This is a genomic window from Alphaproteobacteria bacterium (assembly GCA_016699735.1).
In the GTDB taxonomy this organism is placed as follows: domain Bacteria; phylum Pseudomonadota; class Alphaproteobacteria; order Micavibrionales; family Micavibrionaceae; genus JAGNKE01.
This window is the reverse complement of record CP065008.1, coordinates 1,902,619-1,927,837: the sequence shown is the minus strand read 5'-3', so window position 1 is coordinate 1,927,837 and position 25,219 is coordinate 1,902,619. Positions and strand designations below refer to the sequence as shown.

The 25,219-nt window shown below is 55.7% G+C and carries 26 protein-coding genes and 2 tRNA genes; 19 read left to right on the top strand and 9 right to left on the bottom strand.

The features are described from left to right. Positions 1–17: 17 nt before the first annotated feature. The 5 genes from IPN28_09505 to miaB all read right to left on the bottom strand — a co-directional run bounded on the left by IPN28_09505 (position 18) and on the right by miaB (position 6,578). Positions 18–851, bottom strand: coding sequence for an HlyC/CorC family transporter (locus IPN28_09505; protein QQS58595.1), 834 nt, complete (start codon positions 849–851; stop codon positions 18–20). Positions 852–987: 136 nt separating this feature from the next. After that, on the bottom strand, positions 988–1,503 hold the full coding sequence (ybeY, locus tag IPN28_09500) for an rRNA maturation RNase YbeY (GenBank protein ID QQS56507.1): 516 nt from the start codon (positions 1,501–1,503) through the stop codon (positions 988–990). 12 nt (positions 1,504–1,515) lie between these two features. After that, on the bottom strand, positions 1,516–2,517 hold the full coding sequence (locus IPN28_09495) for a PhoH family protein (protein ID QQS58594.1): 1,002 nt from the start codon (positions 2,515–2,517) through the stop codon (positions 1,516–1,518). Positions 2,518–2,599: 82 nt separating this feature from the next. Further along, complete coding sequence (locus IPN28_09490) at positions 2,600–3,565, bottom strand: type I secretion C-terminal target domain-containing protein (protein QQS58593.1); 966 nt, start codon at positions 3,563–3,565, stop codon at positions 2,600–2,602. A 1,666-nt stretch (positions 3,566–5,231) separates the two neighbouring features. After that, a complete protein-coding gene (miaB, locus tag IPN28_09485) occupies positions 5,232–6,578 on the bottom strand; it encodes a tRNA (N6-isopentenyl adenosine(37)-C2)-methylthiotransferase MiaB (GenBank protein QQS56506.1) in 1,347 nt (448 codons plus the stop codon). Between the two features lie 116 nt (positions 6,579–6,694). Here miaB and IPN28_09480 point away from each other — a divergent pair, with 116 nt between their 5' ends. The 5 genes from IPN28_09480 to IPN28_09460 all read left to right on the top strand — a co-directional run bounded on the left by IPN28_09480 (position 6,695) and on the right by IPN28_09460 (position 12,168). Further along, positions 6,695–7,639, top strand: a complete 945-nt coding sequence (locus IPN28_09480) for a 2-hydroxyacid dehydrogenase (protein QQS56505.1) — start codon at positions 6,695–6,697, stop codon at positions 7,637–7,639. Positions 7,640–7,667: 28 nt separating this feature from the next. Next, positions 7,668–8,150, top strand: coding sequence for a hypothetical protein (locus IPN28_09475; GenBank protein QQS56504.1), 483 nt, complete (start codon positions 7,668–7,670; stop codon positions 8,148–8,150). Positions 8,151–8,295: 145 nt separating this feature from the next. Next, entirely contained in the window at positions 8,296–9,852 is a 1,557-nt protein-coding gene (locus IPN28_09470) for an alanine:cation symporter family protein (protein ID QQS56503.1), read from the top strand. A gap of 113 nt (positions 9,853–9,965) precedes the next feature. Further along, positions 9,966–10,895, top strand: coding sequence for a TIGR01459 family HAD-type hydrolase (locus IPN28_09465; GenBank protein ID QQS58592.1), 930 nt, complete (start codon positions 9,966–9,968; stop codon positions 10,893–10,895). 145 nt (positions 10,896–11,040) lie between these two features. After that, a complete protein-coding gene (locus tag IPN28_09460; GenBank protein ID QQS56502.1) occupies positions 11,041–12,168 on the top strand; it encodes a hypothetical protein in 1,128 nt (375 codons plus the stop codon). A 2-nt stretch (positions 12,169–12,170) separates the two neighbouring features. Here IPN28_09460 and IPN28_09455 read toward each other — a convergent pair whose 3' ends face one another. Then, a complete protein-coding gene (locus IPN28_09455) occupies positions 12,171–13,058 on the bottom strand; it encodes a patatin-like phospholipase family protein (GenBank protein ID QQS58591.1) in 888 nt (295 codons plus the stop codon). Positions 13,059–13,204: 146 nt separating this feature from the next. Between IPN28_09455 and IPN28_09450 the strand changes: the two genes are divergently transcribed. The 10 genes from IPN28_09450 to IPN28_09405 all read left to right on the top strand — a co-directional run bounded on the left by IPN28_09450 (position 13,205) and on the right by IPN28_09405 (position 19,689). Then, positions 13,205–14,980 carry an ABC transporter ATP-binding protein gene (locus IPN28_09450; protein ID QQS56501.1) on the top strand — a complete coding sequence of 592 codons (1,776 nt, stop codon included), beginning with the start codon at positions 13,205–13,207 and terminating at the stop codon, positions 14,978–14,980. Positions 14,981–14,992: 12 nt separating this feature from the next. After that, positions 14,993–15,859, top strand: a complete 867-nt coding sequence (locus IPN28_09445) for an alpha/beta hydrolase (protein QQS56500.1) — start codon at positions 14,993–14,995, stop codon at positions 15,857–15,859. Between the two features lie 74 nt (positions 15,860–15,933). Next, positions 15,934–16,800 (top strand): alpha/beta hydrolase, encoded by an 867-nt coding sequence (locus tag IPN28_09440; protein ID QQS56499.1) that lies wholly within the window; start codon positions 15,934–15,936, stop codon positions 16,798–16,800. Between the two features lie 6 nt (positions 16,801–16,806). Beyond that, positions 16,807–17,268, top strand: a complete 462-nt coding sequence (locus IPN28_09435; protein QQS56498.1) for a CBS domain-containing protein — start codon at positions 16,807–16,809, stop codon at positions 17,266–17,268. A 22-nt stretch (positions 17,269–17,290) separates the two neighbouring features. Further along, a complete protein-coding gene (locus IPN28_09430) occupies positions 17,291–17,785 on the top strand; it encodes a DUF192 domain-containing protein (protein QQS56497.1) in 495 nt (164 codons plus the stop codon). A 76-nt stretch (positions 17,786–17,861) separates the two neighbouring features. Further along, positions 17,862–17,938, top strand: a tRNA-Pro gene (locus tag IPN28_09425). A gap of 39 nt (positions 17,939–17,977) precedes the next feature. Further along, complete coding sequence (locus IPN28_09420; protein QQS56496.1) at positions 17,978–18,541, top strand: RNA polymerase sigma factor; 564 nt, start codon at positions 17,978–17,980, stop codon at positions 18,539–18,541. Beyond that, positions 18,538–19,200 (top strand): DUF1109 family protein, encoded by a 663-nt coding sequence (locus tag IPN28_09415; GenBank protein QQS56495.1) that lies wholly within the window; start codon positions 18,538–18,540, stop codon positions 19,198–19,200. The genes IPN28_09420 and IPN28_09415 overlap by 4 nt, the downstream gene beginning before the upstream one ends. 43 nt (positions 19,201–19,243) lie before the next feature. Continuing rightward, a complete protein-coding gene (locus IPN28_09410; protein QQS56494.1) occupies positions 19,244–19,552 on the top strand; it encodes an ETC complex I subunit in 309 nt (102 codons plus the stop codon). A 61-nt stretch (positions 19,553–19,613) separates the two neighbouring features. After that, positions 19,614–19,689, top strand: a tRNA-Arg gene (locus tag IPN28_09405). A 92-nt stretch (positions 19,690–19,781) separates the two neighbouring features. Here IPN28_09405 and IPN28_09400 read toward each other — a convergent pair. After that, positions 19,782–20,105, bottom strand: coding sequence for an AlpA family phage regulatory protein (locus IPN28_09400; GenBank protein ID QQS56493.1), 324 nt, complete (start codon positions 20,103–20,105; stop codon positions 19,782–19,784). Positions 20,106–20,794: 689 nt separating this feature from the next. Between IPN28_09400 and IPN28_09395 the strand changes: the two genes are divergently transcribed. Both IPN28_09395 and IPN28_09390 read left to right on the top strand, forming a co-directional pair. Then, positions 20,795–21,040 carry a hypothetical protein gene (locus IPN28_09395; protein QQS56492.1) on the top strand — a complete coding sequence of 82 codons (246 nt, stop codon included), beginning with the start codon at positions 20,795–20,797 and terminating at the stop codon, positions 21,038–21,040. A gap of 44 nt (positions 21,041–21,084) precedes the next feature. Further along, positions 21,085–21,423, top strand: a complete 339-nt coding sequence (locus IPN28_09390) for a hypothetical protein (GenBank protein ID QQS56491.1) — start codon at positions 21,085–21,087, stop codon at positions 21,421–21,423. Positions 21,424–21,474: 51 nt separating this feature from the next. Here IPN28_09390 and IPN28_09385 read toward each other — a convergent pair whose 3' ends face one another. Further along, entirely contained in the window at positions 21,475–21,873 is a 399-nt protein-coding gene (locus IPN28_09385; protein QQS56490.1) for a helix-turn-helix transcriptional regulator, read from the bottom strand. A 457-nt stretch (positions 21,874–22,330) separates the two neighbouring features. Continuing rightward, entirely contained in the window at positions 22,331–22,711 is a 381-nt protein-coding gene (locus IPN28_09380; protein QQS56489.1) for a hypothetical protein, read from the bottom strand. Between IPN28_09380 and IPN28_09375 the strand changes: the two genes are divergently transcribed. Together IPN28_09375 and IPN28_09370 are read left to right on the top strand one after the other, a co-directional pair. Next, a complete protein-coding gene (locus tag IPN28_09375; protein QQS56488.1) occupies positions 22,703–22,942 on the top strand; it encodes a hypothetical protein in 240 nt (79 codons plus the stop codon). The two genes, IPN28_09380 and IPN28_09375, sit on opposite strands and share 9 nt — an antisense overlap. A 113-nt stretch (positions 22,943–23,055) precedes the next feature. After that, positions 23,056–25,218, top strand: coding sequence for a DUF1156 domain-containing protein (locus IPN28_09370; protein ID QQS58590.1), 2,163 nt, complete (start codon positions 23,056–23,058; stop codon positions 25,216–25,218). The last annotated feature ends 1 nt before the right edge of the window (position 25,219 follow it).

Below are 25,219 nucleotides of genomic sequence, written 5' to 3'. Positions count from 1 at the left end.
GGGCCAACTCCGAAAGATCAGTCCGCTGCGGCTTGCAGGAGCGCGGATTTCGGCAAGTTCTTGACGCTGACGCTTTTGACGCGGCGGGTATCGGCCTCAATGATCTCGAAGATCAGGCCGGATTCATGCTTGAGGATTTCGCCCCTGACCGGAACCTGTCCGGCCATGGTGAAGATCAGGCCGCCGAGTGTGTCGTTTTCTTCCTTTTCCTCGGCACTCAGTTCTATACCGAAACGCTCCTCAAAATCTTCCAGTTCCAGACGGGCATCGGCGATGACCGTGCCATCGGGCCTTATCTGCACTTCCGGCTCCTCCTCGGGGTCGTGTTCGTCGTCGATCTCTCCGACAACGGCTTCGATGACGTCGCCGATGGCGATCAGACCGTCCACGCCTCCGAATTCGTCTATGACCAGAACCATGTGTTTTCCGGTCATCCTCATTTGAAGAAGCAAGTCGAGAACCTTCATGGACGGAGACACAACCGGGATATCGCGGATCAAGGCCGGGATATCAATTTTTTTTCCTGTCGCCAGAACGGAAATTATGTCCTTTACGTGGATGGAGCCGATGACATTGTCGAGGCTTTCCTTATAGACAGGCAGGCGGCTGTGCAGGTTTTTGGCGAGGATGTCGAGCAGTTCCTCTTCAGTCGTGTCCTTGCTTATGGCTACGATGTCGGTCCTGGGGATCATCACGTCAAAAGCCGTGAGGTCGCGTAATTTCAGGATGTTGCCGAGAAGCTGCTTTTCGTGATCGGAGACGGAGGGCGTCTCGGCAGCCTCCGTCTTGTCTTCCTCTATGTATTCCTCGATGGTTTCGCGCAGAGTTGTGTCGGGTTTACCCATCAGCATTGTTCTGACCACGTGCAGAATTCCGCTGCCGGTCTGTTCCGGCCTGTTCTGTTCGGTACTCTCGCTGCCCGGTTGTTGAAGCTCAGTCTGGGGAGATTCAGGGTCTTGGTTCATTTTCGTCATTTTATGCATGTTATCACATTATCGCTTCTGTTTCGTCAGTTTTTTCATAAGGGTTGGAAATCTTCAGCGTGCCGAGGATTTCCGCTTCCAGTCTTTCCATATTTTCTGCCTCATCATTTTCTTCATGGTCATAATGCAGCAGGTGCAGAAAGCCGTGAATCAGAAGATGGGCATAGTGGTCGCAGAAATTTTTCTTTTGCTCCTGTGATTCCTGCTTCACCGTTTCATAGGCCATAATAATGTCGCCGAGGCTGAGCAGGCCTATGTCCGTGTTGAAATCGCCGTTTTCCGTTAAAGGAAAAGACAAGACGTTCGTGGGTTTATTTTTTCTGCGATATTCCCTGTTCAGATTTCTGATGAACTCATCGCCGGATAGAGTGATGCTGACTTCGCTGTTGGCGTGTCCGTTCAGGTTTGCGGAAATATCCGGGTGCTGACGGGCTTTTTCCAGGATCTTTTGCGTCAGAGATTCAATATCGGGAAGTTCGGCGTGCCAAGCGCCTTCTTCAATCGTAATGTCGATGTGCATGGCGTTACATGATTATTGTTTATCGTAGGCCTTGAGGATTTTTCCGACAAGGGGATGGCGGATCACGTCCTTGAGTTCAAAGTGCGTGAAGCCGATTTCGTCAATGCCGGAGAGAAGCTCAACGGCTTCGTTCAGCCCGGATTTCACGTGCGCGGGCAGGTCACTTTGCTTCGGGTCGCCGGTAATCACCATGCGGGAGGCTTCGCCCATGCGGGTCAGGAACATTTTCACCTGCATGGTGGTCGCGTTCTGGGCTTCGTCCAGAATTACAAAGGAATGGGCGAGGGTGCGGCCACGCATGAAGGCCAGAGGTGCGATCTCGATATCGCCTGTTTCCATACGCTTGACCAGAAAGTCGAAGGGTAGCATATCGTGCAGGGCGTCATAGACAGGGCGAAGGTAGGGGTCGATTTTTTCCTTCATGTCGCCGGGGAGAAAGCCGAGATTTTCTCCCGCTTCGACAGCGGGCCGGCAAAACACAAGCCGTTCAACGCGACCCTGCAGGAACATATCCACGCCCGCGGCGACGGCCAGATAGGTTTTTCCCGTTCCGGCCGGGCCGAGGCCGAAGACCATTTCTTTCTGGCGGATTTGTTCCAGGTAGGCCATCTGATTCGGTGTACGCGCCGCGATCGTTTTCTTTTTGGTGCGGATGGTCAGGCTGTCGCGCTTGTCTTCGCCTGCCAAGCCGTTCGAGTCCTTTGAAGGATCGTTGATGAAGCGGAGCTGCGCGTCGATATCCGCGGGGCTGACTTCAGCTATGTCTTTGTTTTCAAGCTTTCTGTAGAGGGTGTTGAGGATGTTCTGCGCCTGCCTGACCGGAATGTTTTCACCCGCCAGCCGCAGGGTGTTTCCTCTGTCCGAAATCGAGATATTCAGCACTTTTTCGAGGTGGGAGAGGTGTGTGTTGTGCTCGCCGAAGAGAAACGGCAGTAAGTTGTTGTTTTTAAATTCTAAAAATAGTTCCTGGGGCAAGTATTCTCCTTCACTTTCAAGAGGGCTTATAAAGCATATTTTAGTCCAAATTCGCAAATAAAAACATTAAAAAGCAAAAAAAGACCCGGAATACTCCGGGTCTTTTAAGGATTTCAATGGATTAGACGATAATCGTCCCATTATTGACGAGGGTGTTCAGGTCAAGGCCGATGACATTCTCGATGGTTGCGACGGTCGTGAAACCAAAGGAACCGCCCGTACCGTCCATATCGACCTGCAGGAGCGTGTTGGCCCCCGAGGTTGTCAGGCGGACGAACTGGCTGAGGATTTCGGAGCCGTCATGCTGTTCGAGGACATCGGAAATGTCGATCTTGTCGCCCTGAGCGGTGCTGAAGTCCTTGATCGTGTCGGAACCTGACCCACGGTCGTTGGCATCGAACACGAAGGTGTCCGCATTCGCGCCGCCGTAGAGGGTATCGCTGCCCCGACCACCGAAGAGGATGTCGTTCCCGGCATCGCCATACAGCGTGTCGTTGCCGGTTCCGCCATTCAAGGTGTCGTTGTGGTTGCCGCCATAAAGGATGTCGGTTCCCGCATCGCCATAGAGCTGGTCGTTGCCGTCCAGACCGCTGAGCGTATCGTTGCCGCCCAAACCGAGATACTTATTCGCGGCGGAGGTGCCGGTGTAAGTATTCGCGGATTGTGTTCCCAGCGTGATTCCTGCCGCCGAGAGCGCGGGCGCTATCAGGCTTTGCAGGTTGCTGGTGAACTGCGTCGAGGTCAACTCACCGATCACAGCATCCACGCCATTCACGTTTCCGTTGCCAGCGAAAACTTGTGTAGCGGTCGCCAGATCAAACTCATTGACCTGTCCGTTGAGCTTGACCATCAGGTCACGCGCAACATTAGAGACAAGGATGTCGTCTGAAGTTGTGAAAGGATCGTCGTTGAAAACGACGTTCAGCAGGGTGTTACCAACGCCCGGTGTGGTTCCGAGTGTTGTTTTCTGAGCGGCGGTCAGGTAGTCGGTGACCGCGTCCAGTGCGCCGTAGTTGAGGCTCTGGGAGTAGATGTCCATGGCTGTGCCAATGTCGAAGGCATTGGTTTGCGCGCCTAGTTTGAACATCAGATCTCTGACGGTATCCTTGATCAGGACATCATCCGCTGTTGTAAACGGGTCGTCATTGAAGGTGATGTTCAGCAGGGTGTTGCCGACTGAAGGCGTTGTTCCCAAAGTGGTTTTCTGAGCCGTCGTCAGGTAGTCCGTGACCGCGTCCAGAGCGCCGAAGTTGCGGTTCTGGGAGAATTGCTCCATGGCGGTGCCGATATCGAAGGCGTTGGTCTGGGCACCGAGCTTGATCATCAGATCCCGGACCGTGGAGGCGATGAGGGCATCGTCCGCCGTGGTGAACGGGTCGTCGTTGAAGGTGATGTTGAGCAGGGTTGTGCCCGGAGCCGGGGTGGTTCCCAGCGTGGTTTTCTGGGCAGCGGTCAGGTAGTCGGTGACCGCGTCCAGAGCGCCGAAGTTACGGCTTTGCGAGAACTGCTCCATCGCCATGCCGATGTCGAAGGCATTGGTGTAGATACCGAGCTTGAACATCAGATCGCGTACAACATTGGCGATGGCGGTATCGTCCGCCGTCGTGAACGGGTCATCGTTGAAGGTGATGTTGAGTAACGTCGTGCCCGGAGAAGCGGTTGTGCCAAGTGTGGTCTTCTGCGCCGGCGTCAGATAGTCGGTGACGGCATCGAGCGCTCCCCAGTTTTTGCTCTGGGAGAATTGCTCCATGGCCATGCCGATGTCGAAGGCGTTGGTCTGGGCGCCGAGCTTGATCATCAAGTCACGCACGACGGCTGCGATGGCCGCATCGTCCGTGGTGGTGAACGGGTCGTCGTTGAACGTAATGTTCAGCAGCGTTGTGCCCGGAGAGGCGGTCGTTCCCAGAGTCGTTTTCTGTCCTGCTGTCAGGAAGTCGGTGACGGCATCAAGCGCTCCCCAATTTTTGCTCTGGGAGAACTGTTCCATCGCAACGCCGATATCGAAGGCATTGGTCTGGGCGCCGAGTTTGGTCATCAGATCGCGCACGGCGCTGGCAATCACGGCATCGTCCGCAGAGGTGAACGGGTCGTCGTTGAACGTGATATTCAGCAGAGTGTTGCCCGGAGAGGCGGTCGTTCCCAGGGTGGTCTTCTGGGTTGCCGACAGGTAATCCGTCACCGCGTCCAAAGCGCCCCAGTTGCCGCCTTGCGAGTACTGCTCCATGGCACTGCCGATCGAGAAGGCATCGACATAGGTTCCGACCGTGGACATCATATTGCGGGTCATGCTTTCCGCCAGAGTAGGGCTGGACAGAAAGGTCAGGTTCGAGAGGGTTTGCGGGTAAACCGTGATCAGCGGCTTTTGCGCGGTCGTGATGCTGGCCAGCGTTGTGGCGAACAGCGTCGCGTTCCCTGTGGAGGAGGCGAGGAGAAGGTTGGCTTCGATTTCGGGGATAGTGGGCATGGTACATTCCTTTACATAAGTATGATGTTGCAACACAGCCTGAGGGCTGTCCGTTTAAAAGTAAGAAATAAAAAAAGTTGTCGTCCTATGTGAAGAGATCAAAAAAACATTCTAAAAAATGCCGTTTTGAACTTTGCTCTCACACAAAGACATAAAAAAACATTCTTTTGACATTTCTATGACAAAAAGATTGCAATGAATCGGATTCACTTTCAAACAATTAATTTTCGTGAGAAGAGATATTTTCTTTGCAGAAGACGTTATGAATTTAGTAGGCTTTCCGCCTTTGCTAGATGATGCGGATTTCTCCGGTCAAAGAATTTTCATAACCCTGTGAAATTTTTACGTCGATGATCTGGTTCAGCAACCTGTCGTTTGCGATCGCGTAAACCGACTGGTTGTAGGGGCTGCGGCCCAGAAGCTGGCCGTCCTTTTTTCCTTTGCGGTCGAAGAGGACGGGCATTGTTTTTCCTACCGACTTTTCATTGAAGGCCAGTTGCTGGTCTCTTATGAGTTGCTGGAAGCGGCTCAGGCGTTCGCTGGCGATTTTATCATGGACGAGGTTCTGCATATTGGCTGCGGGGGTTCCCGGTCGGGCGCTGTATTTAAAGGAATAGCAGGAGGCGTAGCCTATATCCTTTGCCAGTTGGAGGGAGTCTTCGAAATCTTGCTCCGTCTCACCGGGGAAGCCGATGATGAAATCAGACGAAAAGGCGATGTCGGGTCTGGCGGAGCGGAGCTTTTCGATGATGGCGCGGTATTCTTCCGCCGTATGCTTGCGGTTCATCGCCTTGAGGATTTTATCCGCGCCGCTTTGCACGGGCAGGTGCAGGAAGGGCATCAGTTTTTCGATTTCGCCGTGCGCGGCGATCAGGTCGTCATCCATGTCGCGGGGGTGGGAGGTCATATAGCGGATGCGCTTCAGACCTTCGATTTCGGCAACTGAACGGATCAGACGTCCCAGCCCCCAAGTTTTGGCGTTCGGCCCTTCGCCATGGAAGGCGTTGACGTTCTGGCCGAGCAACGTGATTTCCTTCGCGCCGTTTTCGACGAGTTTTTCCGCTTCATGGAGAATTTCTGCAACCGTGCGGGAATATTCCGCGCCGCGCGTGTAGGGGACGACGCAGAAGGTGCAGAATTTATCGCAGCCTTCCTGAATAGAAAGGAAGGCGGTTACGCCCTGGCTTTTATGCTCGTCGGGCAAAAGATCGAACTTTGATACTGCAGGGAAATCCGTGTTGACGACGCGCTCGTTGCCGTTGGCCTTGAGGACCATTTCGGGGAGTTCATGATAGGATTGGGGGCCGAAGACCATATCGACGAAGGGGGCACGTTCGAGGATGAAGTCGCCTTCGGCCTGCGCGACACAGCCGGCGACGGCGATCATCACCTTATTCCCGGCTTTTTCGCGCTCCTCTTTATGTTCGCGGAGGCGGCCGAGTTCGGAGAAGACCTTATCGGTCGCCTTTTCGCGGATGTGGCAGGTGTTGAGGATCATCATGTCGGCCTGCTCGGGGGCGTCCGTTTCCTGATAGCCGAGCGGGGAGAGGATGTCGGCCATGCGCTTGCTGTCGTAGACGTTCATCTGACAGCCCCAAGTCTTGATAAACAGCTTTTTCTTTTGCGTGTTTGTCATGTTGTTTTTGCGCGGGCCTTCATATACAAAATTCACAATACTGTCATAAACCATAGGCCTGCCCTTGGACGCAAGCGTTTTGGGATTTGGCGCAGCGTCTGGAAAGAAGATCGAAAATGAAGCCTACGGTTCTTGTCCTTAAAGCCATCCTGCCGGATGAGATGAAGCTGCTTGGCGTACATTATAATGTGATCCCTTTTTGGGAGAAGGCTGTGCGGGAGGACGTTCTGGAGAAAGAGGGGGCGAGGGTTTCCGCCATTCTCTCAACCTATGACTGCGAGGGGGTCAAAGGAGACCTGATGGTGCGGTTGCCTAACCTTAAGATTATCGGGCAGTTCGGGGCGGGGTACGACAATATCGACCTGAAGGTCGCCAAAGAGCGCGGGATTGTTGTGACGAATACGCCGGATGTTCTGACCGACGATACGGCGGATCTGGCCATGCAGCTGCTTTTGAACGTGGCAAGACGGGGGATTGCGGGCGACCGGTTTGTGCGGGAAGGCGGTTGGATGAAGGGCGGATTTCCGCTGTCCACCAGCCTTTCCGGCAAGGTTGCGGGGATTTACGGGATGGGGAAAATCGGGCAGGCGATTGCGCGGCGGGTGGCCGCGCATAATATGAAAATAAAATATTGCAGCCGTTCCCCGAAAAGTGATATACCCTACGACTATTATGGTAAATTGAATGCGCTGGCCGAGGCCTGCGATTTTCTGATCCTTGCCTGTTCGGGCGGGCCGGAGACGCGGCATACGGTGGACCGGGAGGTTCTCCGGGCGATTGGGCCGCAGGGATATTTGATCAATATCGCCCGCGGGTCGGTGGTTAAGGAAGACGATCTGATCGCTGCCCTGGAGGCGGGGGAGATCGCCGGGGCGGGGTTGGATGTCTTTGCGAACGAGCCGGATGTCCCCGCCAGTCTGCTGAGGATGGATCAGGTGGTTTTATCCCCGCACGTGGGGTCTGCTACACGCGAAACCCGTTCCCTTATGGGGCGACTTGTAGTAGAGAACTTGAATGCATTCTTTGAGGGACGGCCGCTGCTGACGCCAGTATTGACGTAACAACACTACTTTATATTAGGGATGTGAGATGAGACTTTTTACGACTATTCTGACTATTTTTGCGCTGACGGTTCTGCCTTCATGGGCCGAAGCCTGCTATTCCAAACAGGAGGCCGAGGCGGAGCAGGGCATCCGGATTCACAGCGAGTTGATGGTCATCGGCCTGAACTGCCAGCATATGGCGAGCGCGAACGGCAATAACCTTTACCTCGAACACCGGAAATTCACACAGAAGCACGCCGATCTGTTTGCTACTTATGAAAAGATTATCATGCAATATCTCAAGAAGAACGGTGACAAGAATCCTGAGGCGACGCTGAACACGATGCGGACGGATTTCGCCAACAAGATTTCGAATGACGCCGCCGAGATGCGCCCCGATATTTTCTGCCGCAGCTATGCGCCGCGCATTGAGAAGGCGACCAAGATGGACCGTGACGGCATCCGCAAGTGGGCAGCGACGATCTATCCGTCCCATCCGGTTTCGCATCCGGTTTGCAAGGAGAGTTGATCTTTTTCTTTCTTTGAGAGCGATTGTCACAGGGGTTGTTTTACAACCCCTGTTTTCTTTTCCCTTAAAACGATTTACTCTTTCAAGCGGCATAATATTGCTTGCTTCTTGTATTTAAGAATAATTTTCGAACAGGGTTTATCCGATGTCTGCCGATCTTGCTCCTTCTTCTCCTGGAATTGACGAAACGATTGACGGGTTTTTCCAGCCGCTGATGGAGACGTCATCCGATCTCGTCTTCTGGGGGATTTATCTGGGGCAATGCAAGGCCGAGGAGATGAATATCTATCCCGAAACCTGGAAGGGGCTTCAGGTTCTCAAGCCTTATATCCCCCTGCCGTTCGATGCGTGTCTGCAGCTCAAGTTTATTTTGATCTGGCTGGCGGCGGCGGCGGTGTTTTTTACCTTTTATCTGGGGTTTATCAGTATCCGGTCTTTCGGGCGCTCGGTTAAACTGCTGTTCGGGGAGGGGAGTCAGGTCTCCGGCGACGGGGAAATCAGCCAGTATCAGGCCTTGATGGCCTCGCTTTCGGGTACGGTCGGCCTTGGGAATATCGCAGGGGTGGCGGTGGCGATTTCCACAGGCGGTCCGGGGGCGGCGTTCTGGATGACGCTGATGGGGTTTTTCGGGATGTCCTCGAAATTCGCGGAAGTGATGCTGGGGGTCAAATACCGTCAACGCCCCGATCCCGATCATCCCACGAGGATATCCGGCGGGCCGATGTATTACCTGAAGGCCGCGTTTGAGGCACGGGGGATGCCTTCCGTCGGGACATTCTTTGCGGTCTTTTTTGCTCTGTGTTGCATTATCGGCACGATCGGCGGCGGGAATATGTATCAGGCCAATCAAACCTTTAAGCAGATATTGGTCGCCACCGGCGGCGATGCCAGTATGTTTGCCGGTTACGGATGGGCGTTCGGGGTGGTTCTGGCTTTGCTGGTCGGGGCGGTTATTATCGGAGGTCTTAAATCCATCGCGGCGGTGGCTTCGAAACTGGTTCCCGTCATGGGGATCATTTATTTTATTGCCGGTTTCGTGATTATCGGGATGCATATCGATAATTTAATCCCCGCTCTTACAACGATTGTGACCAGTGCGTTTTCCCTGAAGGCCGGTTTTGGGGCTTTGCTCGGGGGACTTCTGATCGGGGTGCAACGGGCCGCATTTTCCAATGAGGCGGGTCTGGGATCTGCGGCGATCGTTCAGTCCACCACCAATACGGACGGCCCGGTCGGGACCGGGATCGTAGCTATGCTCGGGCCGTTTATCGACACGATCATCATCTGCAATATCACCGCGCTGGTGATCGTTATCACGGGTGTTTATACCGAGGGCGGCGGGATGGAAGGCGTCGAGTTAACCTCCCGCGCTTTTTCCGACGGTATTTCATGGTTCCCTTATGTACTCACCATCACGGTCGTGCTGTTTGCCTACTCAACCATGATCTCCTGGTATTATTGCGGGGCGGTCTGTGTGCGCTATGTATTTGGGGAGAAGGACTGGGTCGAGACGGTTTTCAAGGTGTTTTACCTTTTGTGCACTGTGGTGGGAACGTCTGCGGAACTCAGTAACCTGATCAATTTCACCGATGCGGCTATGATGTCCATGGCTTTCCCTAATATCCTCGGCTTGTTTATTCTTGCTCCTGAAATTAAACGCGATCTTAAGGAATATTTATTGCAGGTTAAGAATTCAGGCTGATTCAGAATTTATAAATCATTGTTGATTAGTCTGTGGATACCGCTCATAATGCGTCAGCGGCTGTCAGTATAATCCGGGTGAAGAGGGTTAAATCCTTGTTGATTACCAACAGTATCGTGAACACGAAATTCTGTGTCGGGCTCTCGGATATTTCCGACAGCTATGTCGGTTTCATTATCGACCAGTGGGGTGTGCTTCATAACGGGGAAACTCCTTATGAAGGTGTGGTCGAGTGTCTGCGCGAGCTTCAGCGCCGCAAGAAATATGTTATCATCCTTTCCAATTCCGGCAAACGGGCCGATGTGAATCAGGATCGTCTTGAGAGTCTCGGGATTCCGCCCAATCTCTATAATTCGATTATCACTTCCGGCGAAGTCACTTGGCAGGGGTTGCACGATCAGGATGACGGGTACTTCAAGGGCATCGGCAAAAAATGCGTGATCATCAGCCGCGGCGGGGACCGTTCGATCGTCGAGGGGCTTGACGTCGAGGTTGTGAAAAATCCCAAGGATGCCAGCTTTATCCTGATCAGCGGCGCGGACTCGCCTGACATGACGGTGGAGGATTACGAGCCGCTGTTGCGCGAGGCGGCGCGGTACGAACTCAAGGCGATCTGCGCCAACCCGGACAGTCTGGGCGTGATGGGCAGCCAGAATATCATGGGGCCGGGAACGTTGGCGGCGCGGTACAAGGATTTCGGCGGGGTCGTGCATTATATCGGAAAGCCGCATCAGCCGATTTTCCAGCATTGTATCCGCGTTCTGCAGCAGAACGATATCTATCCCGGGCAGACGGTGATGATCGGCGATACGATGGCGCACGATATTCTCGGTGGGCATCTGGTCAATATCGATACCTGCCTTGTGAAGCAGGGCATTCACAAACCGGCTTTCCGCAACTGCCGTTCTCTGGGCGATGTTGACAAGGCGCTGGATATCCTGATTCGCCAGTATAATAACGTGCGGCCGAAATATCTTCTCGACAGTCTTGTCTGGGGACGTTCGCTGCCGGACCGCAAGCACAAAAAGCGGAATAAGCGGTAATTCTCTTTGATTTTATTCGTTCTTATTTTCGCCGCAATGCATACTGGCGTATTATTAGCTTGTGCTTATTTGACACATCAATTTTGGTTAAATACAGTTATACATAAATAAGAATAATTTTATTCAATATTATATGGGGGACGTTATGGGTGATGTTCATTTTCGCGGCGGTGTTTTTTCTACAGCCGGGAACGATGTAGGGTTCGTTTTTTTTGATCCCAAGTCTCTGGACCGCAGTGATCGTTATAGCGCAGCCAATATCCAGATTGTCAGGGATGCTATTGAGAACACTGTTGAGTATCTGGGGCAGGCAGCACCTGAGACAGAAATCAAAGGCATCATTGACAAAGTGCTTGACTCTGCTCCCGCGGCTACACGTATTTCCATCAATTTAAAAGGTGTCGATCCAGACGTGACGGATGATGAAATCCACAGGATATGTTTTGTTGCCAAGCAGGACTGGTACTCGGACAGCAAAAATGAACTCGCGCAGATTATCTCGGGTGTTCGGTCTGGACGCCTAAAACCCATACCGGGTACCGATGCCATCTGGGATCAGGCTGTGGGAGCGCATGAGGGGCGGCATTGTGCGCAACTTTCAGTCTCTTCGACTCTTCGGGATGTCATAACCAAAGAAACCGGAGCTGATCTCCAAGCGCTGAAATGGCTTAAAGAGAACGGCCACAATACCGTTGCCCAAGCGTTCGTCGATTACAGGGTTCTCACTGCCGTACATTCGGGAAAAGCCGATCATGCTTCGGGGCTTGCTCTGATCGCTAACGATGTGAACAAGGTTACCGATGATTATGTGAAGGCTGCGGAGCAGATGCGTTCGAAAGTCCTTAATGCCGTCTCTAATGAGCATGGTCTGGGTAGTGAGCGCAATGCGTTGCGGATGGTGGAATATAATCCGGGGCGTTTTATCCGCACGGTCGAGCGGGCGCTTGACCGGGGTGAATTTCGCGGGCCGGGTACCTCGCCCGATCTTGAGACCCATGTGAAGGCCTATATCGAAGCGTTCCGCAGACAGGTCAACGGCATTACGCCGCCTGTTCCGTCCGGGGCGCGGGCGAGCGTCGATCTGGAGAATGGAACCAAGCCGAACCTTACGATCGGCGGGGTGACGGCACCTGAGTTTTTTGCCAGCATTGCCGATCCCGCTCTAGCTCAGGCGGCGGTGGCCAGCAACGATGCTGTCTTCGCCGATGCGTCGGTGCGGGCTCCTGCTGAAAATCCTGACACGCCCAAGGTTGCGGGCATGAAGGTCGCGTAGGATCAATTCTGAAGAAAAAGATGTTTGGCCGCCATGATTTCGGGAATGGCGCGTTCGGCGGCTTCCTCGCCGAGGCGGATCAGTTCCTTGCCCTTTTCGAATTCCAGCAAGCCGATATGTCCTGCCGACGGGCGGATGTGCACGTCCGGTGGCTCTCCGGCGAGGCGTGAGCGGGTGAGGCGGTCCTGCAGGATGCTCAGGGCCGAGACCATCACGCCGAACAGGCTGGGGTGGTTTTCCTCCCGCCGGAAGAGGCGGCGACTGATTGAGGAGGCGTTCAAGTCTTTTGTTTTTTCAGGGGAGACATGGTCGCTGTTGAAGACATCGAAGCCGGTGATGGTCTGGTAGGAAGTGCCAGGCTTAGTGGCCTTGCCGATCAGGTCGGCGTTCAAATCCACGGCAATGGTCATGCGTGCGCCCATCGCCTGACACGGGGAGACGGGGCAGGGGTTGACCAGCGCACCATCGACCAGAAAGCGGTTTTCATATTTCACCGGGGGGAAGACTCCGGGCAGGGCGAAGGAGGCGATCATGGCTTCGAGAAGATTTCCTTTTCTCAGCCAGATTTCGTGGCCGGTGGCCAAATCAGTGGCGATACAGATGAGTGGGTAGGGCAGGTCGGCGAAGGTCATGTCCTTGAAGTGCGTTTCCAGCATGGTTCTTAAACGGCTGCCGCCGATCAGGCTGGCGCTGCGGACACGGAAATCCAGATAGCCGAGGATTTTGTAGCGCGTCAGGGAGAGCGCCCATTCCTCCAATTCCTGCATTTTTCCAGCAAGGTAGCAGCAGCCGACCACGGCGCCGATGGAGGTGCCGGTGATCAATGTGGGGTAAATTCCGTTTCGATTCAGAGCCTTGAGTACGCCGATATGGGCAAAACCTCTGGCCATACCGCCGCCCAGCGCCAAACCGATTCCTGTTTGTCCGTTCTGCGGGCTAAATTCAGTCACACTCAGTACAACCCTTTCCTCACACACACTGGAAATTTGCTTTTCTCACCTTTCATTATAGCATACGGTGAGAGCCCAGAGGTACCATGAAGCCTGCTGCAACGCCACATCATCCAGAAAGAAAAGGGAAATCCGCCCGCACCGCCCGCAAGGTCGCGGCGGTCTATGTGCGCCCCTATACCTCGCCGTTGATTGTCGCGCTTTTGCTTATGGCTATTTCGGCGGCCATGACGGCCGTTCTCGCGCAGCTGATGCAGCCTGTCCTTGACGATGTTCTGTACGGGCAGAGGAAGGAACTGATCATTCCTGTCTCTTTAGGTGTTTTTGCGACGTTTCTTGTGCGGGGGGTGACGACCTATTTGCATACGCTCTCCATGAACAGGATCGGACAGGGGATCGTGGCGGATATCCAGCGCGATCTGTTCAATCATTTCGTCACCCTCGATCTGGCATTTTTTCATGCCAATCCCAGCGGGCAACTGATTTCGCGGGTGGTGAACGATGTCAATGTCATGCGGATGGCCTTGGTCGAGACGATGACCGGGTTCGGGAAGAGCGCGTTTACGCTTTTGTTTCTTTTTATGCTGATGCTGTATCAGGACTGGAAACTGACGCTGGCCGCGTGTCTGGTGGTTCCGTTCGTTTCCATCTTTCTTGTGAAAATTGGTAAGCGTTTGCGGGGGGTGTCGGGGTCCATTCAGGATCAAATGGCTTCGCTCTCCGATCTTTTATCCCAGAGTTTTCAGGGTGTACGCATGGTCAAGGCGTACGGGATGGAGGATCATGAGAAAGCCAAGATCGGCGGGGCGATTGCCAATGTTCGTGACCTCAATATCAAATCCGTTCATATCCGCAACCTGACGACTCCGGTGAATGAGACCGTTCTGGGACTTATTTTTTCGCTTATTATTGTTTATGGCGGGTATCAGGTTCTGGCGGGGGCGACAACGGCGGGCGGGCTGGCCTCTTTTCTGGCCGCGTTCACTCTGGCCTATGAGCCGATGAAAAAACTGGCGCGGCTGAACGGCAATCTCCAGATGGGGCTGGGCGCGGCGGACCGTGTGTTTGAGATGATGGACCTCAAGCCCCTGATTGGCTCACGTTTGGATGCGCCCGATCTTAAAGTCTCCGCGCCTGAAATCCTTTTCGAAAATGTCACTTTTACCTATGAAGGGGAGGGTGAGGCGGCTTTGCGCGGGGTCAGTTTTACCGCCAAGCCGGGGAAGGTCACCGCGCTGGTCGGGCCATCGGGCGGCGGGAAAAGCACCATCATTAATCTTATCCCGCGGTTTTACGATGTTTCGGGCGGGTGTATCCGTATCGACGGGGCGGACAGCCGAGAGGTGACGCTTGCCAGTTTGCGGCGGCATATTGCGCTTGTCTCGCAGGACATCACCATTTTTAACGACACTGTTTACCAAAATATACGGTACGGGAAGCCCGAGGCCACGGAGCAGGAGATCTTCGCGGCGGCGGAGGCTGCGGCGGCGCATGAGTTCATCATCGGCTTTCCGAACGGCTACCAGACTGTGGTTGGCGAGGACGGGGTCAAGCTCTCCGGCGGGCAGCGTCAGCGGATCGCGATTGCACGGGCCATTTTGAAGGATGCACCGATTTTGCTTCTTGATGAAGCAACCTCAGCGCTCGATAACGAGTCGGAAAAACTGGTGCAGAAGGCGCTGCAGGCCTTGGAGAAGGGGCGGACGACTCTTGTGATCGCACACAGGCTCACAACGGTTCAGGCGGCGGATCAGATCGTGGTTCTGGACCGCGGGGAGATCGTCGAGCGGGGAACGCATGAGAGTTTGCTGCAAGCGGAAGGGCTTTATGCCAAAATGTATCGGACGGGGATGAAGGGGTAGGGGGCGTACCATATGTGGGCCTTTCTTATTAAAAGTTTCCTACGCTTGATGAAAGTCGCCGTCATTTTTTATCTCTGTCTTCTCGCGACATGGTTTTTCATGCAGCGCAAGATGATTTACTTGCCCGATAAAAAACGACCTGTGGCACCGGCGGTGGCTGAAATTGCCGTTGTACATGCTAAGGACGCACTCGAACTACAGGGCTGGTTTTTTCCTCCCCGAAATAATCTTCAGACCTTTGTTTATTTTCATGGCAATGCTGTGGGAATGAAAGATCATATGATTAAAATCAACCGCTATCTGGATAAAGGCTATGGTGTTCTTCTGACAGAATACCGAGGGTATGGAGGAAATCCGGGTCATCCTTCCGAGGCCGGGTTTTATCTTGATGCCCATGCTTTCATCCATTGGTTGATAGAGGAAAAGGACGTTCCATTCTCGGAGATGGTTTTGTATGGCGAGTCCATCGGTAGCGGGGTTGTGCTTGAGATGGCCAAACAGTATGACGAGCGGTCGATGCACCCATATGCAGTCGTTCTTGAGGCGCCTTTTCTGAGTCTTCTTCACATGTCGCGGCGCCGTCATTTTTATGTTCCTGTCGACTGGCTTCTCCTTGACCGCTTTATGAATACTGAGAAGATGTCCTCTGTCAGAGTCCCCCTGCTGGTTATTAACGGCGAGAAGGACGAGTTTATTCCTTATACAGACGGTCGGACCCTTTATGATCTGGCTCAGGAGCCTAAAACCTATATCATGATTCCCGAGGGCGATCATAACGGACTTCATTTCAGGGGGTTGCAGAAGTATGTTCTCGATTTTTTAGAGAAAATACCTTCAAGTGACATGGACAATAAGGGATCAGAGGCTGCAGAGGAGTAAATCGTTATCGCTTGTTTCGACGATATTCAAAATCTCACAGCATAGGGATGAAGGGCTAGGACGAAAGGATTTTCATGGGGCAGAGTTTTCTTTCAAAGGCATGGTATTATTCGAAGATCGCCGTAACGGTCTATGTTCTTTTCCTCGCCGTTCTTTTTTTCATGCAGCGGAAACTGATTTATTTTCCTGACAAGACCCGTCCGGTTGCTCCTGAAGGTACTATCATTGCGAATGTCAAAACACAGGACGGGCTGGATCTGCAGGGTTGGTATTTTCCGCCGCAGCAGTCCAAACCTGTTATCGTTTTTTTTCATGGCAACGCGGCGAATATCTTTTTACGGCAGCAAAAGGTGAATGAGTATCTTGATGCCGGGTACGGCGTGTTGCTTGCGGAATACCGAGGGTTCGGCGGGAATCCGGGTGATATTTCGGAGCAGGGGTTTTATCTCGATGCTCTATCTTTCATCAAGTGGCTTGAGGATCGGCAGGCGCTTGCGCCTTCAGGCATCGTTCTTTATGGGGAGTCCATCGGTGGGGGCGTGGCGGTTGAGGTTGCCGCAAGTCTTTCCAGAGAGGGGCGGAGCCCTTTTGCGCTTGTGCTTGAGGTTCCGTTTACGAGCCTTGTCGATATGGCGCGGCTTTATTATCCCTTCGTTCCGGTTGATTTTCTGCTCAAGGACCGGTTCATGAACAGCGAAAAAATCAGGGATGTCCGCGCTCCACTTCTGGTGGTTAACGGCGACCGTGATGAGGTCATTCCCTTTCAACAGGGTCAGAAGCTGTTTGAAATGGCCGGGGAGCCGAAGAAATATGTTAAAATACCGGGCGGGGACCATAATAATCTGCACCGCAACGGCTTGCAAAAATATGTCCTCGAATTTTTAGCTGGAATCCCGTCCCGCGATTTGGATAATGGGGACTCGGGGATTTTAAAGGAGTAATGTCTTATGCCGTGCCTTGCCGCTATTGATAAGACCAGTCTTCAGATTCATCCCGATGACGATGTGCAGGTGGCGATTGACAAACTGAAGAAGGGCAAGGTTAATTCTGCGCCCGTTGTTGACGAGCAGGGGCGGCTGCTGGGGCTTTTTTCCTTTAAGGGGTTGATGCGTAACCTTGTGCCCGTTTCGGTGGCGATGGCCGATGGAATCAAAATCGACATCAAGGTCGGGGCGGCGCCCGGTGTGGCCCGGCGGCTGGCCAATGTGAAGCCCCTCATGGTGACCGAGGTCATGGACCGGAAGGTTCAGACTGTGGGGCCGGAAGAGCCGTTGTGGGAGGGGGTCAGCCTGTTGACCAATCATGGGGGACCACTGGCGGTTATCGACGACCAAAACAAGCTTCTGGGGATGATCAGCTATACGTCGATGCTGGAGCTTCTTGAGAAAACCGAGGATGGTGCGGAATGACGTCTGAGGCGAAGGGTCAGCCATGCTGAAATTTGCAAAAAATTACGGGCTTCTGGTTCTGATGGCGGCGGGGTTCGTTACCGTGATCGCGCTGAGCCTTATGGTGGAGGTCAAGCCGCAGAGCCTTCCGTCTACGCCCCTGCAGGTCGTTAAAAGTGACGGTTCGTTCGTAATCTATACGGCGGAGGTTGCCCGTACGCCCGAGGAGATTAATATGGGGCTGATGTTCCGAAAGGAGTTGGCCGCCAATCACGGGATGATCTTTTTTGTCGATCCCGAACGGGAGGTGAATTTCTGGATGAAAAACACCCTGATCCCGCTGGATATGCTATTCATCGGGGCGGACGGGGTGATCAAGCATATCCACCCGATGGCCAAGCCGCATGACCTGACTCAAATTCCATCGCTCGCGCCTGTTAAGGCTGTCCTTGAGATTAATGGCGGAGAGGCGCAGAAAAACGGCATCATGATCGGGGACAGCGTGAAGCATGAAATCCTCGGGAACATGACTCCCTGAGCAGAAAAGCCCGTTTTAACCCCTTTTGCCTTGCCGATTCCATCCGCAGCGTGTAAAACCCCTATTCACCGGATGTCGGAGCGTAGCGCAGCCTGGTAGCGCATCTGTTTTGGGAACAGAGGGCCGGGGGTTCGAATCCCTCCGCTCCGACCATTTCCGGTTTTAGGCTTTTGCGGACAGAAAGGCTGCGTTTTGGCCCTTTCGAATGACAATAGAGACATATCCCGCGGCGAGGTCTGGAAGGACTTGGCGGTTCGGGCGCAGAAAGGCGATGCGCGAGCTTACGCCGAGCTTTTGCGTGATATCATCCCGTTCATCAAGGGCGTGGCGGCGGGCAGTCTGGCCAATCCTGACTGGATTGAAGATCTGGTGCAGGACGTTCTGATCTCCGTGCATAAATCTCTTTCCACCTACAGCGAGGATCGGCCGTTCCGCCCCTGGCTGTCCGCGATTATCCAGTTCCGGCGCACCGATTTGCTGCGGAAATATTACAAGAGCCGGGGAAATAAATCCGTCGGGCTGGAGGATGCGGATTTTCAGGCACAGCATGTAACGAATCCGGCGCTTTCCGGCGAATTGAAAGATATCGAGGCGGCGCTGGCCGACCTTCCCGACAAGCAGCGCAAGGTCTTTGAACTGATCAAAATTCAGGGGTACAGCGCCCAGGAAGTGGCCGATGAAATGGGGATGAGCGTCTCGGCGGTCAAAGTTTCGGCGCACCGCACGATGAACAAACTGAAGGACCGATTGGGATGACGAACGGGATGAGCGAGGGAAAGCCTGAACAGAACACCGATGCGCTGATCGACTCGCTGTGCGCCGAGTTGAAGCCCTGCTGCAAAATGCGGCATCCCTTTTGGCGTGTGGGGCCGTGGGTGCTGTTCGCGTTCCTGTATGTGATCGGCGCGGTCTATATGCAAGGATTCAGGTTCGATATCGCCACGCAGATGAAGTCTGTTGATTTTGTGTTTGAGTTGTCGCTTGTGGCGGCGATGTCGGTTTCAGCAGCGTTCTGCGCCATGTGGCTGTGTGTGCCGGATATGCGCGGGCAGACATGGATGGTCTCTGTGCCGTTTACGCTGTTTGCGGCGCTGGTCTTGCTTTTGGGACTTCGGGTCGGGCTGAACGGTTTTGTCATGCCGGAGATTCAGTGGTGTTTTTGTTATAAAAGTTCGCTGCTGTACGGCCTGATCCCGGCCTTTACGATTTTTCTGATCTCCATGAAGGGGAAGACCACGCACCCGGACCTTCTGGCCTTCATGGTGTCGCTGGCCGTTGGGGGGCTGGGGTATCTCGGCCTGCGGCTCGTCTGCGTCTCCGAGGATATCGGGCATATTCTTATTATTCATACGCTGCCGTATTTCCTTTTCGGGTTGCTGGCGGCGCTGATCGGGCGGCGCATTTACCGCTGGTAAGGTTTGCGGCGCTGCTTTATTTTCTTTTCAGGAGAACTTTTTCATGCACGTCAAAATCTTCAAGCCCGCGAAAAACACCATGCAGTCCGGCCGCGGCAATACAGATGAGTGGGTGATCGAATACGAAACGTCGAGCGTGCGGCGGCCTGAGGCGCTGATGGGCTGGACGGCTTCGGGCGATACGCTCAATCAGGTGCGGCTTAAGTTTACCACCATGGAGGCGGCGATCAGCTTCGCGGAGGACAAAGGGTGGGATTACACGCTTCAGAAGCCGCAGGAGCGGCGCATCGTGCCGCGCAATTACGGGGATAATTTCAAGTACGAGCCGCCGGAAAAGACCGAGAAGGCTTGATTTTTCGGGGCGGAAAACCTTGCATTTTTGTGGTAGGGTGGTAGTGTCCGTTTCCGCGCACGATCCCGTAGCTCAACGGATAGAGCAACTGCCTTCTAAGCAGTAGGTTGCAGGTTCAAGTCCTGCCGGGATCGCCAGTTTTAGCAAATCATCTCAGTGCGTTAGATAGCTGCGCGAAAACGGAGACGATTACCGGAAACCTCCGGGCTACTCACTGGGCTACTCAAACCTATTCGAGGTGTTGATAGCCGTCCTCGTCGCCAAAATTTCCTGTGGATTGTTCGTCCTCGACGCGGCGGTATCCCTTCGGGTCGCGAATCCAGTCATGGATGTCGCGCAGGTAGAACGCCTTGCGCATCGAACTCCTCTTGCCCGAAAGCTTGTGCGGCTTGGGGAAGGTTCCGTTATGCACACGGCGGTCAATCTCCTGGCGCGAGATGCCGCACAGACGTGCGGCGAGTTTGATCGGGATCAGCGCGTTGCTCTGGATCATCAATGCGGCTGTGACCTGCGCGTCGAACTCCGGCTTGATGCTCATGGTGAAGTCTGTCATGGCTTTCGCCCACCGTTCTTCTTGTGGAACGGCCTTCCCCGTGTGAGCCCTCTGGGAGCAATCGCCGTTCCATGGCTAAGGAAGGGCTCTATCTTCCATTAAATCGGAATCCGATTAAGACTTCGTTAAGAACTCCCCGGAAACCCGCGCTGGAAGCCATGTTTCGTTGCTGCTCCTGCGAAGGTGCACACGGTTCCGCTGCTCTTGCCCGCCGGAAATCCGCTAGCGCCGAACGTCTCTCCTGATACTTCACCGGAGAAGAGGCCGGAGAGCGCCCTTGCTTCTCTCGGCGTGCCTTCGCATTCTTGCTGTATTGCCTTCGCCCCCGTCCGCACGTCCGGCCTTTGCCGTGCGTGTGTGCCCGCCCGTTAATGTTGACGAACGGGGCATTGGCAGTTGCCTGTTCACGGCGCGGGATGGCGGCTTTTGTTTCTGCGGTGTTTGCTCTGCTGCTTTTTGACGGGCGGCCCGGACGCGATTGCCAGCCTTGATGCGTGTCATGCTGGCGGACAGGCGGCCGGGTTCAAGATGTTTTACCCGTCACGCCGACTAGGGCCGCACGCGGCCAAGTCTTTGTAGACGGTCCCCCACAAAACATCTTGATCCCGCCCTTGCTCCTGTCCGCCCGGTTCCCTGCCACGCGGCTGGAATGGTCCGGCCCGCGAAACCCTCAAAAAGGAGCAAACATCATGACCGCAGAAACCGAAAACACCGCCACGTCCGCGCCCGCAACGGAGCAGGCCACCAACCGCCCCACCCACATCGTCCGCAAGAAGATCGGGCGGGGCAAAACCGCCGACTTCGAAACGCTGGGCGTGGCCTGGGACCGGGGCGACGGCAGCTTTTACATCAAGCCCTACGGCACGCAAATCATCGAGGGCGGCTTCTATGTCTTTCCGGCCAAAGATCAGAGTGGGAAGGAGGAGAGCGCTTAGGCGCTCTTTTCCGGGCAACAGCACACATGGAAAGGATGCACACCATGGCGACATCGGAATGCAACGCGTGCGGCGGAACGCTGCACTGGGACTGGACCGAAGCCTTTGCCAAATTCGGCTTCGGCGACGGCGACGGGCAGATCGAGACCGGGCAGGTCGAGGACGTGCTCACGGAGGCCGGCTACACGGTCACGGTCGAGGCGTGGGGGCTGCATAACACCGTCATCACCTCGATCCTGAAGGACGGCATCGAGCAGATTCCCTACGCCAACGCGGACTACCGCTTCGGCTACGACGATCCGCGGCAATTCTTCCCCGCCGATCTCGTGCGGCTGCTCGACGAGGCATTGCCTCCGAACACCCGCTATCCCTACGTCTGGTAACCCCACACGTCACGACCCTGCGGCGTTCCGCGCCGCAGGGTCTTTCCCTGTTCATGCGACTGCGCCAAGACTCTTGATCAAGCGCAGGAGCGCCTTGCGTTTGTCCGGGTCTTCGATCCGCCGCAACGCCGCGACGAACTTCGCCTCGTCGGGACCGGCCTGGAGCCCTTTGTCAGGACTCTTGTCCTGTTGCGGGCACCCTTCGAAAAACTCTTCCACCCCGCAGCCCAGAACTTGCGCGAAGCGGTGCAGCCGCGCCGCGCTGATCCGGTTAATGGCCTTCTCATACTTCTGGATCTGCTGATGGGTGACGCCGCTGGCCACGCCCAGATCGGTCTGCGACAACCCCGCCTTGACCCGCAGGCTCCGCAGGTTCGCCGCCACCATCCGGTCGATGGCGGTCGGGCGGCCTTTCTTGTTTGCGGTGCGGGTCTTCACCCCACCATCCATGCATGAGTCGGGACGGCAAGGCTAGAAAAAACCGCCGCGCCTGACGGTGCGCAGGACAGGTTTGACGGCCCGCCATATCCCCCGTTTTCTTGTTCGCCTGTTGCCTTTGTCTTCTCAGGCGCTGCCAGCACAAATGAAGTTGCTTGCCGTCCCCGCGCACGGCAAAGCCGGAGCGGGAGACACACGGCAAGCGCCATGCTATGAAGCCTCTTGCGTCGGAGAGGCCGTGAGGTCCGAGGACGCCGTCATCCGTGAGCCGGAAAGCGGCGCAGCGCTTTGGTTTCGCGCCCGCAGCATAGTTCCGGTTTTGGCGGACCCGGCGCTAAGGATGACCGCAAGATGTGTGCATGTAGTACAAACGAAATAAAATTTCGTCTGTACCACCGCACAATCTTGGCAAGGGGAACCCGCTAACGCGTTCCCCGTTGCATCCCCTCCGGCGCATGGCGCGGCATCTTTACAGGTTCCTTCGTGCGCCATGCGTCAGGGCGCGTTCCTGCTCCCCGACACCCCATGACCAAGGGAGCCTTCCGCGCTCCCTGTGGAACCCATCGACCAAAGAGCCTTCGCGCCCTTTGGAAACCTGACCACCCTGCGCGGGTTGGATGCGCGCCAACCTCATCGCGGTTGGATTGCGACCGGGGAGATTTCGGTTCTGCCCCGGCCCCATCGAGCAGGGTGGAGGCTTCGGCGCTCGCCCTTGCAACCCCCATCCGGCAAAGGGGCACTGCCCCTTGTGCAATCCCGGTCCGCCCGCCCACCCCGTGGGAGTCGGATCGGAGTCGGAAAGGAATAGAATCCTTCCCGCCTTGGTGCAGGTTGGTGCGTTTTGCTGCACACTTGCGCCTTACACATTTCCCCCGGACACCCGCCGTCTATGGCCCGCTCGAAACCGCCCAAGCGTTTCACGATCTCCCTCGATGCAGGGGACTATGAAGCCCTGTGCAAGCTGGCCGAATCGCAGCGTCCGCCGCTGCCGCTCCAGTACGTTGTGCGCCTGGCTGTCCGGCGCTTTCTCGACCAGCCGGAAGCAACGGTGCTCCGGCCCGCCGGAGACGAAGCCCGGTGAAGTGCGCAGGGGCAGCCATCCGCAAGGACAGTTCAGCCAGCTCGTCCCGCTGGGAAACCCTCGCGGCTGATCCAACGGCGCAGCTCCCGTTCGCCGATCAAGACGGCGAAACCATCGTTTGCCTCGAACCTAGGCCCGGCCCGCGCGCCATCGAGGACGACACGTTCCCGTTCGAGGCGCTGAGCGACATCGCCGAGATCGAGAGCTGGCGCAAGGAGATCAACCGCCCGACCACCCATATCCATAAATGGTGGGCGCAGCGCCTCGGGACCGTGTTCCGGGCGCTGACCATTGGCGCATTTGCCCCGTCCGGCGCAGACGTGTTCGACCTGTTCTACAAGCCTGTGCGTATCCCCGGCGGCACGGTGTTCGATCCCTTCATGGGCAGCGGCACGACGCTGGCCGAAACCGTCAAGTTGGGCGCGAAGGCCATTGGCCGCGATATTAACCCCGTCGCCCACTTCCTCGTGAAGTGCGCGCTCTCGGTCCACGACCGCAAGGCGATCTTAGAGACCTTCCGCGCCATCGAGCGCGATGTGGCGGGCGAACTCCGCTGCTTCTACAGCGTTACCTTGCCGGACGGCACGCGCGCGGACGTGCTCTATTTCTTCTGGGTCAAGACGGTCGATTGCCCGTCCTGCGCCGCGCGCGTGGATCTGTTCGGATCACAGATATTCGCGCGCCACGCCTACCCGAAGAAGGTGCCGCAGGCGCATTCCGTCTGCCCCCATTGCGGCGGGATCAACGCGGTTCACGTCGAGGACCGCGACGCGAACTGTTCATCGTGCAAGAAGTCGTTCGATCCCAGTGCGGGTTCTGCGAAAGGACAGAGCGCGACCTGTCCGTCGTGCGATCACTCTTTCCCGATTGCCAAGACCATCCGTGCATCCGGCAAGCCGCCCGCACACCGCCTGTATGCCAAGCTGGTCCTGCTGCCGGACGGCAGCAAGGCTTACCACGCCATCACGGATGAAGACCGCGCGCTCTACGCCAGGGCGGAGCGCGCACTCGCCAAGCGCAAGAACCCGTATCCCGTCGTCGCCATCGAGCCGGGCTACAACACCAATCAGGCTTTGGGCTACAACTACCGTCACTGGCACGAGATGTTCAACGCCCGACAGCTACTCTGCCTTTCGATCCTGGCCGAGCGCATCCGCGACATTCCCGATCCCGTCCTGCGCGATCTCTTCACCTGTCTTTTCTCCGGTGCGCTGGAGTTCAACAACATGTTCGCCTCCTACAAGGGCGAAGGGACCGGCGCGGTCCGGCACATGTTCGCGCATCACATCCTGAAACCCGAGCGCGTGCCTTTGGAGGCCAATCTCTGGGGGACGATCAAGAGTTCGGGATCGTTCTCCACCATGTTCGAGGGCCGCATCCGCCGCGCGCTCGATTACGCTGACGATCCCTTCGAGCTTCGCGTTGCCGGCAAAGGCAGCAAGACCGAAAAAGTCTTTGGCCTGTCAGAGAAAATCGGCGTGCCCGTCACGGAAACCTACCGCGCTTTCTCCAATGGCGCGCGCGTCTATCTGTCCTGCGGCGATTCGGGATCCACCGACCTGCCGGACGGAAGTGTCGATGCCGTGCTCACCGATCCGCCGTTCTTCGACAATGTGCATTACTCGCAGCTCGCCGACTTCTTCCATGTCTGGCAGCGCCACATTCTGGGCGCAGATGGAACCCGTGAACCGGATACGACGCGCTCCGATCGCGAAGTGCAGAACGCTGATGAAGGCGGATTCACCGACCGGCTTACTGCCGTCTGGCGCGACTCGCACCGCGTCCTGAATGACGATGGGTTGCTGGCCTTCACCTATCACCATTCCCGGCCCGAAGGCTGGCGCTGTGTCTTGCAGGCATTGATGGAGGCCGGGTTCGGGATCAGCGCCGTGCATCCGATCAAGGCGGAGATGTCGGTCGCGATGCCCAAGCTCCAGGCCAAGGAGCCGATTGACCTCGACATCATCATCGTCTGCCGCAAGCGTTCGCGCATGAAGACGCAACGCTGGAACGGCGATCTCCTGGGGACGGTCGCGCCGCCCGCGCAGGCGCAGGTTAACCGCTTGCGGGCTGCCAACCGCAAGCTCAGCCGCAACGACGTGCGCATCATCGTGATGGCACAGCTCCTGCGGCAAGTTTCTCGTTCGCCGACGATGGAGTCCGCGTTGCATCTTCTCGATACCGCGAACGGCGAGACGGAAGCGCTCATCGACAGCATCCATGCAGCGGGCAGCGGAACACCCAAGAATAAGACCCACGCAACGGAGCGGACCTGAT

What these genes read in the sequence shown, in the direction of transcription:
- IPN28_09430 (QQS56497.1), top strand. Translation starts at nt 17,291, where the DNA reads ATGCTGAAATTTGCAAAAAATTACGGGCTTCTGGTTCTGATGGCGGCG.
- IPN28_09460 (QQS56502.1), top strand. Translation starts at nt 11,041, where the DNA reads ATGGGTGATGTTCATTTTCGCGGCGGTGTTTTTTCTACAGCCGGGAAC.
- IPN28_09475 (QQS56504.1), top strand. Translation starts at nt 7,668, where the DNA reads ATGAGACTTTTTACGACTATTCTGACTATTTTTGCGCTGACGGTTCTG.
- IPN28_09505 (QQS58595.1), bottom strand. Translation starts at nt 851, where the DNA reads ATGCTGATGGGTAAACCCGACACAACTCTGCGCGAAACCATCGAGGAA.
- IPN28_09480 (QQS56505.1), top strand. Translation starts at nt 6,695, where the DNA reads ATGAAGCCTACGGTTCTTGTCCTTAAAGCCATCCTGCCGGATGAGATG.
- IPN28_09490 (QQS58593.1), bottom strand. Translation starts at nt 3,565, where the DNA reads ATGTTCAAACTAGGCGCGCAAACCAATGCCTTCGACATTGGCACAGCC.
- IPN28_09395 (QQS56492.1), top strand. Translation starts at nt 20,795, where the DNA reads ATGACCGCAGAAACCGAAAACACCGCCACGTCCGCGCCCGCAACGGAG.
- IPN28_09415 (QQS56495.1), top strand. Translation starts at nt 18,538, where the DNA reads ATGACGAACGGGATGAGCGAGGGAAAGCCTGAACAGAACACCGATGCG.
- ybeY (QQS56507.1), bottom strand. Translation starts at nt 1,503, where the DNA reads ATGCACATCGACATTACGATTGAAGAAGGCGCTTGGCACGCCGAACTT.
- IPN28_09410 (QQS56494.1), top strand. Translation starts at nt 19,244, where the DNA reads ATGCACGTCAAAATCTTCAAGCCCGCGAAAAACACCATGCAGTCCGGC.
- miaB (QQS56506.1), bottom strand. Translation starts at nt 6,578, where the DNA reads ATGACAAACACGCAAAAGAAAAAGCTGTTTATCAAGACTTGGGGCTGT.
- IPN28_09445 (QQS56500.1), top strand. Translation starts at nt 14,993, where the DNA reads ATGTGGGCCTTTCTTATTAAAAGTTTCCTACGCTTGATGAAAGTCGCC.
- IPN28_09450 (QQS56501.1), top strand. Translation starts at nt 13,205, where the DNA reads ATGAAGCCTGCTGCAACGCCACATCATCCAGAAAGAAAAGGGAAATCC.
- IPN28_09440 (QQS56499.1), top strand. Translation starts at nt 15,934, where the DNA reads ATGGGGCAGAGTTTTCTTTCAAAGGCATGGTATTATTCGAAGATCGCC.
- IPN28_09470 (QQS56503.1), top strand. Translation starts at nt 8,296, where the DNA reads ATGTCTGCCGATCTTGCTCCTTCTTCTCCTGGAATTGACGAAACGATT.
- IPN28_09435 (QQS56498.1), top strand. Translation starts at nt 16,807, where the DNA reads ATGCCGTGCCTTGCCGCTATTGATAAGACCAGTCTTCAGATTCATCCC.
- IPN28_09455 (QQS58591.1), bottom strand. Translation starts at nt 13,058, where the DNA reads ATGGCCAGAGGTTTTGCCCATATCGGCGTACTCAAGGCTCTGAATCGA.
- IPN28_09400 (QQS56493.1), bottom strand. Translation starts at nt 20,105, where the DNA reads ATGACAGACTTCACCATGAGCATCAAGCCGGAGTTCGACGCGCAGGTC.
- IPN28_09390 (QQS56491.1), top strand. Translation starts at nt 21,085, where the DNA reads ATGGCGACATCGGAATGCAACGCGTGCGGCGGAACGCTGCACTGGGAC.
- IPN28_09385 (QQS56490.1), bottom strand. Translation starts at nt 21,873, where the DNA reads ATGGATGGTGGGGTGAAGACCCGCACCGCAAACAAGAAAGGCCGCCCG.